This window comes from Mycobacterium colombiense, assembly GCF_001672755.1.
Classification (GTDB): domain Bacteria; phylum Actinomycetota; class Actinomycetes; order Mycobacteriales; family Mycobacteriaceae; genus Mycobacterium; species Mycobacterium colombiense_C.
The window spans coordinates 24,863-40,793 of the sequence record NZ_LZKI01000005.1 but is presented as its reverse complement, the minus strand read 5'-3'; the positions used below and the strand labels follow the sequence as shown (position 1 = coordinate 40,793).

General features: G+C 68.5%; 23 protein-coding genes. 12 read left to right on the top strand and 11 right to left on the bottom strand.

Annotated features, from left to right (window positions below; translation table 11 throughout):
• The first annotated feature begins 11 nt into the window (after positions 1 to 11).
• A complete protein-coding gene (locus A5708_RS00555) occupies positions 12 to 800 on the top strand; it encodes an IclR family transcriptional regulator (protein ID WP_065026757.1) in 789 nt (262 codons plus the stop codon).
• On the opposite strand, the gene A5708_RS00550 is transcribed toward A5708_RS00555, so the two are convergent.
• Genes A5708_RS00550 through A5708_RS00530 form a run of 5 tightly spaced genes read right to left on the bottom strand, consistent with a single transcriptional unit; the run spans position 797 to position 4,461 of the window.
• Positions 797 to 1,519 carry a class II aldolase/adducin family protein gene (locus A5708_RS00550; RefSeq protein WP_065026756.1) on the bottom strand — a complete coding sequence of 241 codons (723 nt, stop codon included), beginning with the start codon at positions 1,517 to 1,519 and terminating at the stop codon, positions 797 to 799. The genes A5708_RS00555 and A5708_RS00550 overlap by 4 nt on opposite strands.
• A complete protein-coding gene (hcaB, locus tag A5708_RS00545; protein ID WP_065026755.1) occupies positions 1,516 to 2,310 on the bottom strand; it encodes a 3-(cis-5,6-dihydroxycyclohexa-1,3-dien-1-yl)propanoate dehydrogenase in 795 nt (264 codons plus the stop codon). The genes A5708_RS00550 and hcaB overlap by 4 nt, the downstream gene beginning before the upstream one ends.
• Positions 2,307 to 2,573 carry a dihydrodiol dehydrogenase gene (locus A5708_RS00540; RefSeq protein WP_065026754.1) on the bottom strand — a complete coding sequence of 89 codons (267 nt, stop codon included), beginning with the start codon at positions 2,571 to 2,573 and terminating at the stop codon, positions 2,307 to 2,309. The genes hcaB and A5708_RS00540 overlap by 4 nt, the downstream gene beginning before the upstream one ends.
• The gene (locus tag A5708_RS00535; RefSeq protein WP_065026753.1) at positions 2,570 to 3,118 is read right to left on the bottom strand and encodes a 3-phenylpropionate/cinnamic acid dioxygenase subunit beta; all 549 of its coding nucleotides are present in this window, start codon (positions 3,116 to 3,118) and stop codon (positions 2,570 to 2,572) included. The genes A5708_RS00540 and A5708_RS00535 overlap by 4 nt, the downstream gene beginning before the upstream one ends.
• Entirely contained in the window at positions 3,115 to 4,461 is a 1,347-nt protein-coding gene (locus A5708_RS00530; RefSeq protein WP_065026752.1) for an aromatic ring-hydroxylating dioxygenase subunit alpha, read from the bottom strand. The genes A5708_RS00535 and A5708_RS00530 overlap by 4 nt, the downstream gene beginning before the upstream one ends.
• 282 nt (positions 4,462 to 4,743) lie before the next feature.
• Here A5708_RS00530 and A5708_RS00525 point away from each other — a divergent pair, with 282 nt between their 5' ends.
• Genes A5708_RS00525 through A5708_RS00505 form a run of 5 tightly spaced genes read left to right on the top strand, consistent with a single transcriptional unit; the run spans position 4,744 to position 8,806 of the window.
• Positions 4,744 to 5,715, top strand: a complete 972-nt coding sequence (locus A5708_RS00525) for a Rieske 2Fe-2S domain-containing protein (RefSeq protein WP_065026751.1) — start codon at positions 4,744 to 4,746, stop codon at positions 5,713 to 5,715.
• Positions 5,712 to 6,197, top strand: coding sequence for a hemerythrin domain-containing protein (locus tag A5708_RS00520; RefSeq protein ID WP_065026750.1), 486 nt, complete (start codon positions 5,712 to 5,714; stop codon positions 6,195 to 6,197). Before A5708_RS00525 ends, A5708_RS00520 begins: the two co-directional genes overlap by 4 nt.
• A 59-nt stretch (positions 6,198 to 6,256) precedes the next feature.
• Entirely contained in the window at positions 6,257 to 7,027 is a 771-nt protein-coding gene (gene pcaH / locus A5708_RS00515; RefSeq protein WP_065026749.1) for a protocatechuate 3,4-dioxygenase subunit beta, read from the top strand.
• Positions 7,020 to 7,583, top strand: a complete 564-nt coding sequence (gene pcaG, locus A5708_RS00510; RefSeq protein WP_065026748.1) for a protocatechuate 3,4-dioxygenase subunit alpha — start codon at positions 7,020 to 7,022, stop codon at positions 7,581 to 7,583. The genes pcaH and pcaG overlap by 8 nt, the downstream gene beginning before the upstream one ends.
• On the top strand, positions 7,580 to 8,806 hold the full coding sequence (locus A5708_RS00505) for a lyase family protein (protein ID WP_065026747.1): 1,227 nt from the start codon (positions 7,580 to 7,582) through the stop codon (positions 8,804 to 8,806). The genes pcaG and A5708_RS00505 overlap by 4 nt, the downstream gene beginning before the upstream one ends.
• On the opposite strand, the gene A5708_RS00500 is transcribed toward A5708_RS00505, so the two are convergent.
• The 5 genes from A5708_RS00500 to A5708_RS00480 all read right to left on the bottom strand — a co-directional run bounded on the left by A5708_RS00500 (position 8,797) and on the right by A5708_RS00480 (position 11,514).
• The gene (locus A5708_RS00500) at positions 8,797 to 9,444 is read right to left on the bottom strand and encodes a TetR/AcrR family transcriptional regulator (protein ID WP_065026746.1); all 648 of its coding nucleotides are present in this window, start codon (positions 9,442 to 9,444) and stop codon (positions 8,797 to 8,799) included. The two genes, A5708_RS00505 and A5708_RS00500, sit on opposite strands and share 10 nt — an antisense overlap.
• Before the next feature lie 101 nt (positions 9,445 to 9,545).
• Entirely contained in the window at positions 9,546 to 9,809 is a 264-nt protein-coding gene (locus A5708_RS00495; RefSeq protein WP_065026745.1) for a hypothetical protein, read from the bottom strand.
• A gap of 179 nt (positions 9,810 to 9,988) precedes the next feature.
• Positions 9,989 to 10,198: a hypothetical protein gene (locus A5708_RS00490; RefSeq protein ID WP_171975051.1), complete on the bottom strand. Its 210-nt coding sequence runs from the start codon at positions 10,196 to 10,198 to the stop codon at positions 9,989 to 9,991.
• Positions 10,199 to 10,363: 165 nt separating this feature from the next.
• Positions 10,364 to 11,203 (bottom strand): class I SAM-dependent methyltransferase, encoded by an 840-nt coding sequence (locus A5708_RS00485; protein WP_065026744.1) that lies wholly within the window; start codon positions 11,201 to 11,203, stop codon positions 10,364 to 10,366.
• Positions 11,203 to 11,514, bottom strand: a complete 312-nt coding sequence (locus A5708_RS00480) for a DUF2249 domain-containing protein (protein ID WP_065026743.1) — start codon at positions 11,512 to 11,514, stop codon at positions 11,203 to 11,205. Before A5708_RS00480 ends, A5708_RS00485 begins: the two co-directional genes overlap by 1 nt.
• A 56-nt stretch (positions 11,515 to 11,570) precedes the next feature.
• Here A5708_RS00480 and fdxA point away from each other — a divergent pair, with 56 nt between their 5' ends.
• The 5 genes from fdxA to A5708_RS00455 all read left to right on the top strand — a co-directional run bounded on the left by fdxA (position 11,571) and on the right by A5708_RS00455 (position 14,423).
• Complete coding sequence (fdxA, locus tag A5708_RS00475) at positions 11,571 to 11,927, top strand: ferredoxin (RefSeq protein ID WP_065026742.1); 357 nt, start codon at positions 11,571 to 11,573, stop codon at positions 11,925 to 11,927.
• 96 nt (positions 11,928 to 12,023) lie between these two features.
• Positions 12,024 to 12,644 carry a helix-turn-helix transcriptional regulator gene (locus tag A5708_RS00470; protein ID WP_231117785.1) on the top strand — a complete coding sequence of 207 codons (621 nt, stop codon included), beginning with the start codon at positions 12,024 to 12,026 and terminating at the stop codon, positions 12,642 to 12,644.
• Positions 12,641 to 13,066, top strand: coding sequence for a hypothetical protein (locus tag A5708_RS00465; protein WP_065026740.1), 426 nt, complete (start codon positions 12,641 to 12,643; stop codon positions 13,064 to 13,066). The genes A5708_RS00470 and A5708_RS00465 overlap by 4 nt, the downstream gene beginning before the upstream one ends.
• Positions 13,067 to 13,115: 49 nt before the next feature.
• On the top strand, positions 13,116 to 13,460 hold the full coding sequence (locus A5708_RS00460) for a cupin domain-containing protein (RefSeq protein WP_065026739.1): 345 nt from the start codon (positions 13,116 to 13,118) through the stop codon (positions 13,458 to 13,460).
• Between the two features lie 6 nt (positions 13,461 to 13,466).
• Entirely contained in the window at positions 13,467 to 14,423 is a 957-nt protein-coding gene (locus tag A5708_RS00455; RefSeq protein WP_065026738.1) for an NAD(P)H-dependent flavin oxidoreductase, read from the top strand.
• A 51-nt stretch (positions 14,424 to 14,474) separates the two neighbouring features.
• Here the strand turns inward: A5708_RS00455 and A5708_RS00450 are convergent, their stop codons facing one another.
• On the bottom strand, positions 14,475 to 14,975 hold the full coding sequence (locus A5708_RS00450) for a DUF1990 family protein (protein WP_065026803.1): 501 nt from the start codon (positions 14,973 to 14,975) through the stop codon (positions 14,475 to 14,477).
• A 57-nt stretch (positions 14,976 to 15,032) separates the two neighbouring features.
• On the opposite strand from A5708_RS00450, the gene A5708_RS00445 reads away from it, so the two are divergent.
• The gene (locus tag A5708_RS00445; protein ID WP_065026737.1) at positions 15,033 to 15,917 is read left to right on the top strand and encodes an aldo/keto reductase; all 885 of its coding nucleotides are present in this window, start codon (positions 15,033 to 15,035) and stop codon (positions 15,915 to 15,917) included.
• Positions 15,918 to 15,931: the final 14 nt, after the last annotated feature.

Genomic DNA, 15,931 nt, shown 5'->3' with positions numbered 1-15,931 from the left:
ACCGTCAGGTCATGCAGAAGAAGCGCGAGCCGGTCGCCGATTCGCTTGCGCCGCAGTATCCGATCGAGTCGGTCGACAACGCGCTCAAGCTGTTGCTGCTGCTGGGTGAACAGCCCCAGATCCGGTTGAGCGAGGCGACCCGCTATCTGGGCGTGGCGTCGTCGACCGCGCATCGCTTGCTGGCGATGCTGGCCTACCGCGGGTTCGTCCGCCAGGACCCGGTGTCCAAGGCCTATCTGCCCGGTCCGTCGTTGACCGGGGTGGCGTTCGCGATCTTCGGCCGCATCGACATCGCGCGATCCGCCGCGCCCGTCATGCGCAGCCTCAGCGAACAATTGCGCGAGACGGTGCACGTCGGCATGCTCGACGGCGCCAGCGTCCGCTTCGTCGCCGCCGTGGAGGGGCCGGCGGCGGTGCGGGTGGCGTCGCGGCTGGGCCGTGCCATGCCGGCCCACTGCACCTCGACGGGCAAGGTCATGCTGGCCCAGTTGCCGCAACCCGAACTGCGCGCGCTGCTGCCGCGCGAGCAGCTGAAGCGCATCACGTCGCATTCGATCGGCAGCCGTACCGAGTTGGAAACCGAGCTGGCCGGCATCCGCGAGCGCGGTTACGCCACCAACCGGGAAGAGAGTGAGGAAGGGGTCGCGTCGGTCGCCGTGCCGATTCCGACCCGCGCGCCCGGGCTGCGGCTTGCGCTCAACGCCGCCGCGCCGCAAAACCGGCTGGCGGCCTCCCGCTATCCCGCGGTGGCCGCCGCACTTGTGGCCGCCGCCAAGGAGATTGGCGATCAGCTCGGCTAACCGCCGGCAAGCCGTGCCACCTCGTGGCGCCAGGCCGCCTCGGCGGTGAACGCGGGCCCCAGGTCCGGCAGGTCCTCCCAGTCGGCGTCGTCGATGTCACGCAGGGTGCCGCCGGCCGCGCGCACCCGCAACGACATCCGGGCCAGCGCGTCGAGGCTGATCGCCTGCAGCACCGCCTGCTGCACGGTGGCGGCGGCGCTGGTGATTCCGTGCCCGCGGCAGATCACCACCGGCCGCCCGCGCATCGCCGCCACCATTTCCTTGCCCAGCCGCGAATTCCGGATCAGCACGGCGCGTTCGTAGACGGGCACACCGCCGCGCGCCAGCCAGGCGCCGGGAATGTCATGGGCGCCATAGATCGGCCGGATCGTGATGCCCGCCAGATCGGCGGCGACCACGGCCGGGGGATGCAGGTGCGCGACGGCGACGTGCCCCGGGTCGGCCAGCATGGTCTCGACGTGGATCGGCAGCTCGTTGGGAACGCGATACCCGTCGAGTTCGCCTGGGGCACCGGCGGTGCCGTCGAATCTGATCAGCCGGATGTCGTCTGCCCGGGTGAACGCTACGCCGGTGTCGGACTCGCTTCGGCAGCGCACCAGCAGACGCTCGTCGTCGACCCGCAGGCTCAGGTGGCCGAGGATGCCGTCGACCAGTCCGCGCGCCGCCGCGACGCGGCAACCCTGCGCCACCAGGGCGCGCTGCTGACCCAGGTCCGTCATCGCGGTGCGCCGAGCCCGAATCCGCCGTCGGGCCGGACGGTTTCGCCGGTGATCCCGCGGGACCGCTCGGACGCCAGGAACACGTAACTCCACGCGTGGTCTTCGCCGGTGAGCGCGACGTGCAGGGGCGTGCGCGCGGCGACGTCTCGCGCCCGGTCCGGGCTGTCGTCCAGGCGCGTCTCGTCGAGTCCCAGGCTGGACAGGCCGCGCAGGTCGGTGTTGAGGGTGCCGCCGGGCGCCACCCCGTTGACCCGGATGTCCGGCGCCAGCTCGTGCGCCAACGCCGAGACCAGGCCGCGCACCGCGAATTTCGACGATACGTAGAGCACGCCGCCGCGTCCGGGATGGAACGACGACGCGGACTCGGTCAGCACGATCGAGGAGCCCCTCGCGCGGCGCAGCGCCGGGATCGCGGCCTTCGCCGACTGCAGGTGGCTCAGCACGTTGGTGCGAAACATCTCGTCGAACGCATCGGGGAGCGCGGCGGCCTCGATGTCGCCCAACCCCCGGTAGAAGTCGAAGACGCCGACACAGTTGACCAGGGTGTCCAGCCCGCCGAAGGCGTCCACCGCCGCGGCGACGGCACGGTCGTTGGCCTCGTGGGTGGTGGCGTCACCCTCGACCACCGGCACCTGCGGCAACTGCTGGCGCAACGCGTCACACTTGCGCGGATCACGTTCCAGCACGGCGACATTCGCTCCCTCGGCGCCGAATGCCGCTACCACGGCGCGGCCGATTCCCGAACCCGCGCCCACGATGAGGGCGCGCTTGCCCTCCAGCCAGCCCGTCACGGCGCAGGTTCGCTCTCGTCGGGCAGCAGTGGCGCATGGGAATTGCCGACCATGGCGGCCAGCGTACGGGGGTTCTGCCAGGTCAATGCCTCGACCTCGAGCGCGTCCAGGGTGATCCACTGCCCGGACCTGGGCGCGCTGATCAGCAGGCGCGACCCGTTGCGGGTGTCGACCCGGCGCACCACGACCTCGGTGAATTCGTTTGCGACGCTTATCGGTTCGCCGACAGCGCCGTCGAGCAGCCGCCGCAGTTCGTCGTTCACAGGAACACCGCCAGGTTCTGCATCCGTAGCACCGACTCGTCGGCGATGATCATGCGGCGCGCCAGCTTCCAGCGATCATCGCACCGGCGCAACACGTCCCGGCGTCCGCACGACATCAGGGCGCTGTCGTTGACGTCGCCCCTGCTGCGGAACAGCAGTTCGGCCGATTCGACCACCAGGTGGGCGGTGTCTTCTGGGTCGTCGGGCGCAAAGGTGCGCACGTTGGTGATGAAATGCCGCAGCCGCGACGGCGGGTCCTCGGCCCACACGTGCTCGGTGCCCATCCGCGCGACCCGCTGGGATAACGAGTATTTGTCCTCGTCGAAATGGTCCATGCCGGGCCCCCTTTCCGGCGACGTGTCGAACCCGGCGCCGCGCGCGGTCGTGACGCGCACCGGCATGGCGTAATGCACGTCGTCGGTCAGCGTATCCAGCCACGCCTCATACTGCTGGGCGTCGAGCAGGTACGCCTCGTCCACCAGGAACTGATGCGCCTCCAGGTGGCGAGGGTCGCTAAAAGGCAGGCACGGCAAGGGCTTTCTCATACGCCTGCCTTCTGTAGATAGTCGGCCCACATGTTCAGCAGCGCTCGCTGGTTGTGCTCGTTGTAGCCGACCTGGGCGCGTCCGGGGCCGTGGAAAGCGCTGGGCGGCAACGCCTCGATGACCGGACGGTCGTCGGCGAGCAGGCCCATCCGGCTGTTCAGCAGCAGCCGTCGCGCCATGGAACCGCCCGCGGTGGCGGTCAACGACACCCAGTTCTCCACGTCGTCTTGTTCGAACATGCCGGTCGACCCGAAGCACATCAAATAGGCCTTGTACGAGTCTTGTTTGTACTGTGCGGGAGCGGCGGAGTCCACCGCGAACCACGAGCACACCTCGGTCTCGTTCTCGCTGATCGGCTGCCACAACCGGATCGAGATGAACGGCAGCACCTGGTCCTCGCGGTCGTGCACCTTGGGCCAGTTGTGTACGAAGCTGAGGTTCGGAAAGCACGTCGCGGCCGAGATCATGAACCCGTCCTCGCCGACCACTCGCTGCTGTTGGGGCGTCCACACGTCTTTGATCCGGCCGATCATGTCGTCGGGGTAGCCGACGTAGCGCATCCGCTCCTCGAAACCGCCGGGCGGAAGTTTGTAGGTGGTCCCACCGCCGCGGTGCGCCCAATAGGTGGCACCGTCCTTGCGCTTCTGGGCTTTCGGCTCGCGGAACAGCCCGATGTCGACGATCGACGCATGGGTGTGTGGGGTGTGGTACATGTCGCCGGCGAAGTTCTCCGCGCCGATCTTCCAGTTCGCCTTGATCCGCCAGCGTTGCGGCCCTCGCACCTGGACACCGCCGGCGCTTTGTTTCGTGTAGTAGTCCAAATAGAACTTGAAGTCGCCCAAGAACTCTTCCAGCGGTTCGGCTTTCGGATCCAGGCTGATGAACAGCAGGCCGTTGTAGCTCGCGAAATTCGGTGCGGGCAACAGGGTTTGGTCCTTGGCGAATCCCTCGTCGCCGCCGTAGGCCTCCCGGTGAAACGGCAACCCGGTGAGCCGGCCGTCGTTGCGGTAGGTCCAACCGTGATAGGGGCACCGAAAGTTGGAGGCGTTTCCCATCTCCGCGCGACAGACCTGCATTCCGCGATGCAGGCACATATTGAACAGAGCCCGCACGGTGCCCTGCGAGTCGCGGGTGATGATGAACGAGTCGTCGAGCACGCGACGCACCACGTAATCGCCGTCCTGGCCGATCTCGGACTCGTGCCCCACGAACGTCCACGCCCGGCTGAACAGCCGCTGCTTCTCCAGCGCGAACAGTTCCCGGTCGTTGTAGATGTGGGCCGGGATCATTCCCCGGCGCACGTTCTCGAAGACCTCGACCAATTCGCCGCGCTGGTCTGCCATGGCCCCTCTGCGATTTCTCTGTCTTACAGAGCTACTCTCCGCTCAGTAGAATCTCGCAGACTTGGGCGCCGGTCAATCACCTGGCAGCCGCGCCGCCAGGTTTCTACAAGAATGCTTGGTGCTAATTCACAGGTTGCACGCAATTGAAACGCGGAAGCCCGCCACTACGGTGGGTCACAACAGCCACACCGCGCACGTGAGCGCGAAGTAAACAAGGGGTAATCGTTCGGTATTGCGGCGATTAGCCACCGTTTTTTCTGAATCTGAGGAAGGACTGGTGCCATGGTGGGTCGGCCACGAGGGGGTCGATTGCAGCAGGTCGGATCGAAGGTTCTGGCCGCTATCGGGCGCCAGGAGTGGATTGATCGACCGAGTTATCGGTTCGAACACCTGCTCAGCTTCGCCTACAACGGCCTCGGCGGCGCCCGCAACACCGTCGCCAACGCGCTCAACGGGGTTTGGCTCGGTCACCCGGTGCACCCGCCGCTGGCGTCGCTGACGAGTGGCGCGCTCGGGACGACGGTGGCGCTGGACGCACTCAGCCTGCTGCCCGGGCAGCCGGCATCCGAGGTCGTCGACGCGTCGCGGTTCGCGTCGCGAGCGCTCGGGGTCGGCATCCTGGCGAGCCTCGGTTCGGCCGTCACCGGCGTCACCGACTGGCAGCACACCCACGAGGAGGACCGCCGGGTCGGTGCGGTGCACGGCCTGGTGAACGTGGCCGCCACCGCGTTGTACATGCAGTCCTGGTGGGACCGGCGCAAGGGGCGCCACGGACGCGGCATCCTGCTCACCGCCCTCGGCTACGGCATCACCGTGGCCGGCAGCTACCTCGGTGGCGCGCTGGTCTTCGAGTCCGGGATCGGCATCGACCAGTCCGGCCCGCGGCTGCGCACCTCCACCTGGACGCCGGTGCTGCCCGCAAGTTCGTTGAACGGCAAGCCGGTACGGGTCGAGGTCGACGGGGTGGGCCTGGTGGTCTGCCAGACCAAGCCCGGTGAGGTCGCCGCGTATGGAGAATTCTGCCCGCACCTGGCCGCGCCGATGTCCGACGGCTGGATGGACCGCGGCCGGCTGGTATGCCCCTGGCACGGCTCATGGTTCGCCGCCGAGTCCGGAGAAGTTGTGCGTGGCCCGGCAGCAGCGCCGCTGCCGTGCTACGAGGCCCGGTTGGTCGACGGAGTGGTCGAGGTCCGTGGCGAGCAGCAACATGCTCCCGGCGGCGCGGCAGGAATCGCAAAAGGAGGAGCCAATTGAACGCCTACGACGTGCTCAAGGAACACCACATCGTGATCAAGGGCCTCGGCCGCAAGATCAGCGATGCGCCGGTGAATTCCGAAGAGCGGCATGAGCTTTTCGACGACCTGCTGATTGAGCTCGACATCCACTTCCGCATCGAGGACGACCTGTACTACCCGGCGCTCAAGGATGCCAGCAAGCTGATCGCGGTCGCCCACGCCGAGCACCGCCAGGTGGTCGACCAGCTGTCCGTGCTGCTGCGGACGCCGCAGAGCGCGCCCGGCTATGAGGACGAGTGGAACTCGTTCAAGACGGTGCTGGAGGCGCACGCCGACGAAGAGGAACGCGACATGATTCCCGCGCCGCCGGAGGTGAAGATCACCGACGCCGAGCTCGAGGAGCTGGGCAACAAGATGGCCGCCAGGATGGAGCAGTACCGCGGCTCGGCCACCTATAAGATGCGCACCAAGGGGCGAGCGGCGCTGGTGCGCTCTCTCTGACCCGACCACACCGCCCGCTTGCCGGATTCGGTGGGCCACCGAGAGTAGCCTCACGGCACATGAACCCCGAGTGTGTCGCTTCTCAGGGTGACATCACTGCGGAGATCGCCCGCATCGCAGCGCAATACCAGGGCGCCGGGGGAGTCGGGCGCGTAGAGCAGCCACGGCTCGACTATCCGCCGTACCGCAGCACGATTCTGCGCCATCCGAAGCAACCGCTGGTCGTCGTCGATCCCGAGGGCGTCGAACGCTGGGCGCCGTGCTTCGGCCACCAGGACGTCGACCCGCACGACGCCGACCTGACGGCCGGTCATCCGGGCGAGCCGATCGGGGAGCGGGTTGTGGTGACCGGGCGCGTTGTCGACGGATCCGGCCGGCCCGTGGTGGGCCAGCTGGTGGAGATCTGGCAGGCCAACGCCGGCGGGCGCTACCGCCACCAGCGCGACCAGCACCCCGCGCCGCTCGACCCGAACTTCACCGGCGCAGGCCGCTGTCTGACCGGGCCGGACGGTACCTACCGCTTCCTGACCATCAAGCCCGGCCCCTACCCGTGGCGCAACCACCACAATGCGTGGCGCCCGGCGCACATCCATTTCTCGGTATTCGGAACGGCTTTCACCCAGCGCCTGGTCACCCAGATGTACTTCCCGGGCGACCCGATGTTCGAGCTGGACCCGATCTTCCAGTCGATCCTGGATCCGGCCGCGCGGCAACGGCTGATCGCCCGCTACGACCACGACGTCACCGAACCGGAGTACGCGACCGGCTACCGGTGGGACATCGTGCTGGCCGGTGGCGCGCGAACCCCGACCGAGGCCGAGCATGACTGAATCTGCCTGCACGCCAGGGCAAACCGTCGGCCCCTTCCTCGACCTGGGATTGCCGTATCCCGGTGACAACCTGCTGGTCGACGACGGTCATCCGCAGGCCATCCGACTGCACGGGGTGGTGTACGACGGCGCCGGTGCCGCCGTCCCGGACGCACTGGTGGAACTGTGGCAACCCGACGGTGCGGGAGGCGTTGCGCGGCAAGCCGGTTCGCTGCGCCGCGACCATACGGTGTTCACCGGCTGGGGCCGCTGTGCGACCGACGCCGACGGCAGCTACTCCTTCACCACGCTGGCGCCCGGATCCGCGACCGCCGGGCGGCCGCCGTTCTTCGCGCTCACCGTGTTCGCCCGCGGGCTGCTGAACCGGCTGTTCACTCGCGCCTATCTGCCCGGCGCCGAACCGCACGCCGATCCACTGCTGGCGGCGGTCGACGCCGCGCGCCGGTCCACATTGTTCTGCATCGCCGAAAACGACGGCGCCGCTTACCGTTTCGACATCCACCTGCAGGGCCCGGCCGAGACCGTGTTCCTCGCATACTCCGAAGGCGCGCGATGAGCAACCTGTTGTGGCCGGGGGACCATCGCGCCGGCGAGCACATGACCGATGAGGCGCTGCTGGGCTCGATGATCGCGGCGGAATGCGCGTGGCTCGACGCGCTGGCGGCCGCCGGTCTCGCACCCGCCGAGTGCGCCGAAGCGGACCTGTGGACTCTGATCAGCCACACCGACCGTGAATCGCTCGCGGTCACGGCGGAGGACGGCGGCAACCCGGTGATCCCTCTGGTCAAGCTGCTGCGGCAGCGGGCCGAACCTCGCATCGCGCCCTGGATCCACTGCGGGCTCACCAGCCAGGACGTCCTGGACACGAGCCTGATGCTGGGCGTGCGCGGGGTCGCCGACGACCTGACAACCCAGCTGAGGCAGCAGATTTTCGCGCTGACCGAACTCATCACCGGGCACCGGGGCACGCCGATGCCGGCCCGCACCCTCACTCAGCCCGCCGCGCCCACCACCTTCGGCGTCAAGGCCGCAAGCTGGCTTACCGGGATCGTCGACGCGTTCGAGCGCATGACCGCGCTGACCATGCCGATCCAGATCGGCGGCGCCGCAGGCACATTGGCGGCAATGACGGAACTGGCCGGATTGCTCACCGGCGCGGGGGACCCGGCCGGCGTCGCACTGCAGCTGATGCGAAGCGCCGCGACCGCATTGGGTCTGCAGGATCGGCCCGCGTGGCACACCGCCCGCGCGCCCATCACCGCGGCGGCCGACGCCTTCGTCGGCTGCACCGACGCCTGGGGTCGCATCGCCTCCGACGTCGTCACCCTGGCCCGGCCGGAGATCGCCGAGCTCGGCGAGCCGGCAGCCGCCGACCGCGGCGCCTCGTCGTCGATGCCGCACAAGCGAAACCCGGTGCTGTCCATTCTGATCCGCCGTGCCGCGATCGCCGCGCCGCCGTTGGCCGCGACGCTGCACACGGCGGCGGCGCTGGCCAACGACGAGCGCCCCGACGGGGCGTGGCACGCCGAATGGGACACGCTGCGCACGCTGGCCCGCCGCACCCTCGTCGCGGGATCCCAAAGCGGCGAGCTGCTCGCCGGGCTGACCGTGCACGCGCAGCGCATGGCCGAAAACCTGGATGCCGCAGACGTTTCAGCAGAGCAGCGGGCGATCGCCGACCTGGTCGGGAAGGAGCCGTCGCCGACGTACTTCGGCGCCGCCGACCGGCTGATCGACGAGAGCCTGGGCCGCGCGGCGCGGGCGGTCGGTCACCGCTGATAGATGCTGGCCAGCCAGATGTGCAGCAGCGTGTCGATCACCCGGTCTTCGGGGATCGCCTGATCCTCGGCGGTGAACGTCGCGGCCATCATCCGCTCGCTCAGCATGTTGAGCGCCACGGACAGCTCGGCGGCCGGGACGGTGTCGGGTGCCGCGCCGCGGCCGCGCTCGGCCTTGATCGCGATGGTGGTGTAGGCGATCCACTTGCTCATGAGTGCGGACCACAGCTGCCGCACCTCGGGGTTGGTCGCCTTGGCCGCCGCCCCTGCGACGGCGACCGCCCGGTGCGATCCGGACACCTCGAAGAATGATTCGATGCGGGCCCGCCAAATCGCCTCGGGGTCACCGGACGACACGACGTCGAGCGCCCGCAGCGCCGCCTGCGCCTTGCTGTTCATCTGGTCCAGCAGCGACAGCAGCACCGCGTTCTTCGACCGGAAATAGAAGTAGAAGGTGGGCCGCGATATCCCGGCGCCTTTTGCTAGGTCGTCGACGGAAAAGTCGGCCAGCGGCCTTTCCTGCAGTAGTCGCTCGGCGGTGGCGAGTATCGCCTGCTCGCGGTCGTCGCCGGGATAGTGCGACGCCCGCCTGCCCCTCGAGGCCTGCAGATACTTCGTTTGTGTCGGGAGGTCGGACACGCCCGTTACTGTTGGGCACGTCGATATACGTCAACAAAACTGTCGATGAAAACCAGCAATAATGTCGATTAAGAACAAAGCTTTGCTGGACGACGACTTGACTAGTCGGCCACCGCGATCTCGATGGACAGGCATTCGCTCAGCGCGTGTGCGGCCGCCCAGTCGCCGCCGCAGACGGCGCGCTCGAGTTCGTCGACCAACGGGCTGTCGGCTCCCAGGTCGGCCAGCCACGCCGCAACCGTCGCCGTGATCTGGTGTGCGGGCACGCGAGCGACGTGTCCTTTGTGGAGGCGGTCGGTCAACTGGTAGATCGTGGCCGTCGGCCTGCGCTGCGGCCAATGAACCGTCCATTTCGGTGAATTCATCGTCCCCTCCCCGCTAGCCTCGACGCCTCGTCCGGCCCCGGAGGTGCGTCGCGCTCTAGGGCACAATAGTACGTCTGTACCAATGCGTTGGCCGGGATTTTCGCCGCGCGAAATCCGGTTTTTTTCAGGTTTTTTGTCATCGGATCGCCTACCTGGTCCTATGGAAAATGTCGGGCCGATCAGTGCCGCGCCAGCGTGGCGCGGCCGCGGGCCATGATGCGTTCCAGGACGTTGTGGGACAGGTCGCCGTCGTTGGCGACCCGGGCGAGACCGCGCCGCCGCAGGAACATGTCGAGCCGTCGATCCGGAGACCAATCGGCGTAGATGGACCCGAGGTAGTGCGACTGCAGAAAATCCGACGCCAACGCATCGAGGTCGGAATCCGTCAACAACGGTGGGGTAGCACCCATAACCGGCAAGCTCCTTTGTTCTCCCCGCAACTGCCGCAGCCAAGTTTTGTCAGGCGACGTAACTAAACCGTCACGCAGAGATTGCGGAACCGGCCCAAAGTAGGCGGCGGTGCAAAGGCGAAGGTCGAAGCGCTGCAGCGGTTGTCAGGCGGTGCCCGGTGCCGCCGGTTTGTGGGCGACGATGGCGACGGCGGCCAGCTGCTTGCGATGTTTGTGGAACGTGCGGCGCATGGTCAGGACCCGATTGCGGGCGTCGCGGTGCACGAGCACATTCCTGGCGAACCGCAGCGCACCGAAGAGCCCCTCGTCGGACACCAGCCGGCGCGGCTGCAGCAGCGCCATGGGCGCGGTCGCGACCTGATCGACCACCAATCCGTGCTCGGCGAGCAGCCTCGACCACTCCGCGACCGTCAACGGACGCGCGTTCACCTTGATCGCCCGGGCGAGCGCCTGCCGGATGTCGGTCTTGATGTCGTCCTGCACGTTGTCCGGGGTAAGGGCGAGTTCGTGGATGGCGTAACGACCGCCCGGCCGTAATACCCGCGCCGCCTCGGCGACGATGGCCCCCTTGGCCGCCTCGCCCTGCATGCTCAGCATCGCCTCGCCGATGACGACATCGCTGCTCGCGTCGGGCAATCCGGTGGCGGCCGCGTCCGCGACCCGGACGGCCGCGTTCCGCGCACCGAGGTCGCTGAGCACGCCGCGCACCACGTTGGCCGCGTCCGGGTCGCTCTCGGCGGCGACGTACGACCGCGGCTCCCGGGCCACGATCTCCGTGGCGGTACGGCCCAGGCCGGGTGCCAGTTCGACGACGTCGGCCCCGCTCAGTTTCGCGTGCGACAGCAGGGTGCGGGTCAGCTCGACACCGCCGGGGCGCAGCACGCGCTTGCCGAGCCGCGCCAGCAGCCAATGGCCGGCGACCGCGTCGTCGGCGCGGCTCGAGGACGGTAGGGGAAGGTCGGAACCTGCTCGTTGTCCTGGCATCAGATCTCCTGCCGCGCAGAGCTTTCCAGTGGCTCCAGGGCCAGCTCGAGATGTCCGAGGTGCCGCACTGGGCGTGGGGTGTCGATGAGTTTACCGATCCGGATCCGCCAGACGGTGGGGCCTTTGTCGAGATACTCCCAGTCGTAGCCGCCCGGATAGTCGGCCTCGAATTCGTCGTGCAGGTGCTTGGGGTCGTGGTTGTTGACCAGAACGAACGATTCGCCGACCTGCAGCGCGGCGTAGGTTGCGAAGATCCTCGGGTGCTTGTCCGGCTTGCGCAGCCGGCGTACGTCAAGTTCGTTGGCGGCCATGGGTTCTCCGACCTTTGCCCTACTTTTTACAAGTTATGTTGTGTAAACTCTAGCGCATGACCTACGTGATCGGGAAGCCGTGCATCGATGTGATGGACCGCGCTTGCGTCGACGAGTGTCCCGTCGATTGCATTTACGAAGGCGGTCGGGCGCTCTACATTCATCCCGACGAATGCGTCGATTGCGGCGCGTGTGAACCGGTGTGTCCGGTGGAAGCGATTTACTACGAAGATGACCTGCCTGAGGACCTCAAACCCTACCTGGCCGACAATGAGGCGTTCTTCGCCGAAACGCTGCCGGGTCGCGACGCCCCCCTCGGGTCCCCGGGTGGGGCCGGCAAGGTCGGGCCGCTCGGCGTCGACACACCTCTGGTGGCGGGCCAGCCCAGTGCCACCCATTCGGACGGGGCGTGAAGGACTGGAAGCGGGAGGGCCCCTGTGAAATCCGACAATCCCCAGAAGCCGCAGGACCCGTCAACCGGGGAATCGGCCGGCCGGCGGCGCGCAGTGATGCGGCTGCTGCGGGCCTCGCCGGATCCGATGAGCATCGCCGGCATCGCCGCCGTGCTGAGTGTGCACCCCAATACCGTTCGCTTCCACCTCGACGGCCTGGTCGCTGACGGGCAGGTGGAACGCGTCGAACTCGATCGGAAGGGGCCGGGGCGTCCGCCGTTGATGTTTCGCGCGGTCCGGCAGATGGATCGCGGCGGGACGCGGCACTATCGGCTGCTGGCCGAGATCTTGGCCGCGGCCTTCGCCGCCGAGCGTGATCCCGGGCCCAAGGCCCTGGCCGCGGGACGCGCCTGGGGGCAGAGGATGGACGCCGAACTGCACCCGGTGCCCGACGACGCCGACGGCGCCGAAGAGGCCATCGCCCACCTGATCGACGTGCTCGACGAACTCGGCTTCGCGCCCGAGCGCCGGGTGAGCAACGGCGAGCAGCAGGTCGGCCTGCGGCACTGCCCCTTCCTGGAATTGGCCGAAAACCGGACGAGCGTTGTCTGCCCGGTGCACCTGGGCCTCATGCAGGGCGCCATGGAAACCTGGGGAGCGCCGGTCTCGGTGGACCGGCTCGACCCGTTCGTCGAGCCGGATCTGTGTCTGGCCCACCTGACACTGGCGGCCGAATGAGCACCGGCACAGCGATTGCCGTGGCGCTGACCTTCATCTGGCTCGGCATGGTGCTCGCCATCTCCTTCCTGGAGGCCCCGCTGAAATTCCGGGCGCCCAATGTGACGTTGCAGGTCGGGCTCGGCATCGGGCGGCTGGTCTTTCGCGCGCTCAACACCGTCGAGGTGGCCTTCGCGCTCGTCATCGGGGCGATCGTGGTGGCCGGCCCGACGCCGGGGGGCGTCGCGGTGGCGATCGCCGTTGCCGTGGCCGCGTTGGCCATCCAGCTGGTCGCGGTGCGTCCCGCACTGAGCCGTCGTGCCGACAAGGTGCTCGCCGGATCGGACGGACCGCGCTCCCGCGCCCACTACGCCTACGTCGCCCTGGAGACGGTCAAAGTCATTGGGCTCGTCGTAGCGGGGATACTGCTACTGAGCGGTTAACGGCAACCCTCGAGGCCCGTGCGGGCCTTGCAACTCCGAAGGACCCCCAATGGAATCCATCTCGCTGACCGACCTCTCGTCCGAAAAGATCGCCGAAGCCAAGCAATCGCACAGCGGACGGGCCGCCCACACCATCCACGGCGGTCACACCCATGAGCTTCGCCAGACGGTGCTGGCCCTGCTGGCCGGTCACGACTTGTCCGAACACGACAGCCCCGGCGAGGCGACGCTGCAGGTGCTGCAGGGCCACGTGCGCCTGACGACCGGCGGCGACGCCTGGGACGGCAAGGCCGGTGAATACGTCGCGATTCCTTCCGAACGTCACGCCCTGCACGCGGTCGAGGACTCGGTGGTCCTGCTGACCGTGCTGAAGACGATTCCCTCTGCGCGCTAGCCGCCGATGCTCTCGACGCCCTGGTCAAAGAATTTCGGTCTGCAGGTCCCCATCGTCAACGCGCCGATGGGCGGGGTCGCCGGCGGCCGCCTGGCCGCGGCGGTCACCGCCGCCGGCGGTCTCGGCATGGTCGGCATGGGCAGCGTCGCGACCAGGGAGCTGCTCGCCGAGCAGCTACGACACGTCGACGGGCGGTTCGGCATCGGCATGGTCGACTGGGTGATGCGCAACGAGGCCGGCCTGCTCGAGGACGCGCTGGCCGCCCGACCCGCCCTGCTGTCGGTCAGTTTCGGCACCGAATGGTCGTGGGTCGCCAAGGCGCATGACGCCGGAATCCCTACCGTCACACAGGTTTACGATAGCGCCGGGGCACGCCAGGCCGTCGACGCCGGCGTCGACATCCTGGTGGCGCGCGGGTCCGAGGGCGGCGGGCACGGCGAGGACAAGTTGGGGCTGCTGCCGATGCTGGACGCCGTTTTGGACGCCGTCTCAGTCCCGGTGCTGGCCGGCGGCGGTGTCGCCTCGGCGCGCAGCCTGGCCGCGGTGCTGGCGGCCGGTGCAAGCGGAGCGTGGGTGGGCACCCGGCTGTCGGCATGCCCGGAGGCGCTTACCGGTGACACCGGCCGTCGTGCCCTGGTCACGGCGACCGAAACCGACACCGCGGTCACCCGGGTCTTCGACGTCGCCAAGGGGCTGCCCTGGCCGGCGCGGTTCCCGTCGCGGGTGTTGGCCAACGACTTCGTGGAGCACTGGACGGGCCACGAGGAGGCGCTGGACGCGGGGGCCTGCGACGAGCTGGCCGCCGCCATCGCCGCCGGGGACCACCGGATCGCGCCGGTGGACGCCGGGCAGGGCGTCGGGATGATCCGCAACGATGCGTCGGTGGCCGATGTCATCGACGAGATGTGCACGGGCGCCGCGGGATTGCTCTCCCGCTGGGGACCTACCGGCGGCCGGGCGTAAGCACGACGCCACACCGGTCCCGGCTTCTACGGCGTCGCGGCGCGTGAGCCGTCAGACCGCGCGCAGGTAGCGCTTGGCGATCAGGCGCTGACCCACCTTCACCACCGGGCCGCCGGCCTTGCTCCACCAGGTCGCGGGCCGGGAGAAGGCGGACACCTCCGCGTACACGGCCGAGGTCGCCGGGTCGCGGCGAACCACGAAGCGTTCCTCGCCGGACTCCGGGTGTCCCGGCAGGGTGCCGTACCCGAAGCCGCGGACGTCGGGCTCGTCGACGACGTAGACGACCCGACAGGGCGCCGGCAGAAAGCCCATCTTCACCACCACCACCGCGTCGACGACGGCGATCTCCGAACTGGCCTGCACCCGCAGCCCGGACCCGCGCTGCATGCCCCAGCGCATGACTGCGGCAGCGGCTTGCTCGAAACGCTGTTCGCCCGTGCCGATTTGGCGCTCGGCGTGTTGATGGTCGTAGCCGGCGGGCAGTTCGCCGGAGGCCGTCGCCCCCACTTCGGCGTAGGTCAGGGGGAGTTCCTCGAGCGCTCGTAGGTCCACCTGCTCAGCTTGCCACGCCGGGATGCGCGGCCGCATGTGGCGCGTACGGTCGTAACAGTGACCGCAGAAAACTCGAAAACCGTTGCAGGTGCCTCCGGAACTTTCACCTTCGGCGGCGACTTGACCGTCAACCGACTCGGCTTCGGCGCCATGCGCCTGACGGCGAAGGGCGTGTGGGGCCCGCCCGACGACCGTGCCGAATGCGTCCGGGTGCTGCGCCGGGCCGTCGAGCTCGGCGTGAACTTCATCGACACCGCCGACTCCTACGGCCCCTACGTGTCCGAGGACATCATCCGCGAGGCGCTGCATCCCTACGACGGCCTGGTGATCGCCACCAAGGCGGGTCTGCTGCGCACCGGCCCGGACATCTGGATTCCGTTGGGCAATCCGAGCTACCTGCGCCAGGAATGCGAGATGAGCCTGCGCCGGCTGGGCGTGGACACCATCGATCTGTTCCAGCTGCACCGCATCGACTCGAACTTCCCGATGGAGGATCAGGTGGGCGAGCTGCTCACCCTGAAGAACGAGGGCAAGATCCGCCACATCGGCCTGTCCGAGATCGACGTCGACCAGCTGAACGCGGCCCTGCGCATCACCGAGATCGTGTCGGTGCAGAACATGTACAACCTGACGGCCCGTGGCGCCGAGCCGCTGCTGGACGCCGCGACCAAACAGGGCATCGGCTTCATCCCGTGGTTCCCGCTGGCCGCCGGGCCGCTGGCCGCCCCCGACGGCCCGCTGCAGCGCATCGCCGCCGACCACGACGCGTCGCCGTCGCAGTTGGCGTTGGCGTGGTTGCTGAAGCGCTCGCCGGTGATGGTGCCGATCCCGGGTACGTCCAAGGTCGCGCACCTGGAGGAAAACGTCGCCGCCGCCCAGATCGAGCTGTCCGACGACGAATTCGAAACGCTGTCCGCCGCCGGGGCGCAGCAGCCCGCATAACCACCGCGCGAAAG

Bases quoted from the DNA above. Each gene is read 5' to 3' on its own strand.
- pcaH (WP_065026749.1), top strand. From the start codon at position 6,257: ATGAACCCCGAGTGTGTCGCTTCTCAGGGTGACATCACTGCGGAGATC.
- A5708_RS00525 (WP_065026751.1), top strand. From the start codon at position 4,744: ATGGTGGGTCGGCCACGAGGGGGTCGATTGCAGCAGGTCGGATCGAAG.
- A5708_RS00455 (WP_065026738.1), top strand. From the start codon at position 13,467: ATGCTCTCGACGCCCTGGTCAAAGAATTTCGGTCTGCAGGTCCCCATC.
- A5708_RS00530 (WP_065026752.1), bottom strand. From the start codon at position 4,461: ATGGCAGACCAGCGCGGCGAATTGGTCGAGGTCTTCGAGAACGTGCGC.
- A5708_RS00550 (WP_065026756.1), bottom strand. From the start codon at position 1,519: ATGACGGACCTGGGTCAGCAGCGCGCCCTGGTGGCGCAGGGTTGCCGC.
- A5708_RS00480 (WP_065026743.1), bottom strand. From the start codon at position 11,514: ATGGCCGCCAACGAACTTGACGTACGCCGGCTGCGCAAGCCGGACAAG.
- A5708_RS00460 (WP_065026739.1), top strand. From the start codon at position 13,116: ATGGAATCCATCTCGCTGACCGACCTCTCGTCCGAAAAGATCGCCGAA.
- A5708_RS00465 (WP_065026740.1), top strand. From the start codon at position 12,641: ATGAGCACCGGCACAGCGATTGCCGTGGCGCTGACCTTCATCTGGCTC.
- A5708_RS00495 (WP_065026745.1), bottom strand. From the start codon at position 9,809: ATGAATTCACCGAAATGGACGGTTCATTGGCCGCAGCGCAGGCCGACG.
- A5708_RS00485 (WP_065026744.1), bottom strand. From the start codon at position 11,203: ATGCCAGGACAACGAGCAGGTTCCGACCTTCCCCTACCGTCCTCGAGC.
- A5708_RS00470 (WP_231117785.1), top strand. From the start codon at position 12,024: ATGCGGCTGCTGCGGGCCTCGCCGGATCCGATGAGCATCGCCGGCATC.
- fdxA (WP_065026742.1), top strand. From the start codon at position 11,571: ATGACCTACGTGATCGGGAAGCCGTGCATCGATGTGATGGACCGCGCT.
- A5708_RS00535 (WP_065026753.1), bottom strand. From the start codon at position 3,118: ATGAGAAAGCCCTTGCCGTGCCTGCCTTTTAGCGACCCTCGCCACCTG.
- pcaG (WP_065026748.1), top strand. From the start codon at position 7,020: ATGACTGAATCTGCCTGCACGCCAGGGCAAACCGTCGGCCCCTTCCTC.
- A5708_RS00505 (WP_065026747.1), top strand. From the start codon at position 7,580: ATGAGCAACCTGTTGTGGCCGGGGGACCATCGCGCCGGCGAGCACATG.
- A5708_RS00555 (WP_065026757.1), top strand. From the start codon at position 12: ATGCAGAAGAAGCGCGAGCCGGTCGCCGATTCGCTTGCGCCGCAGTAT.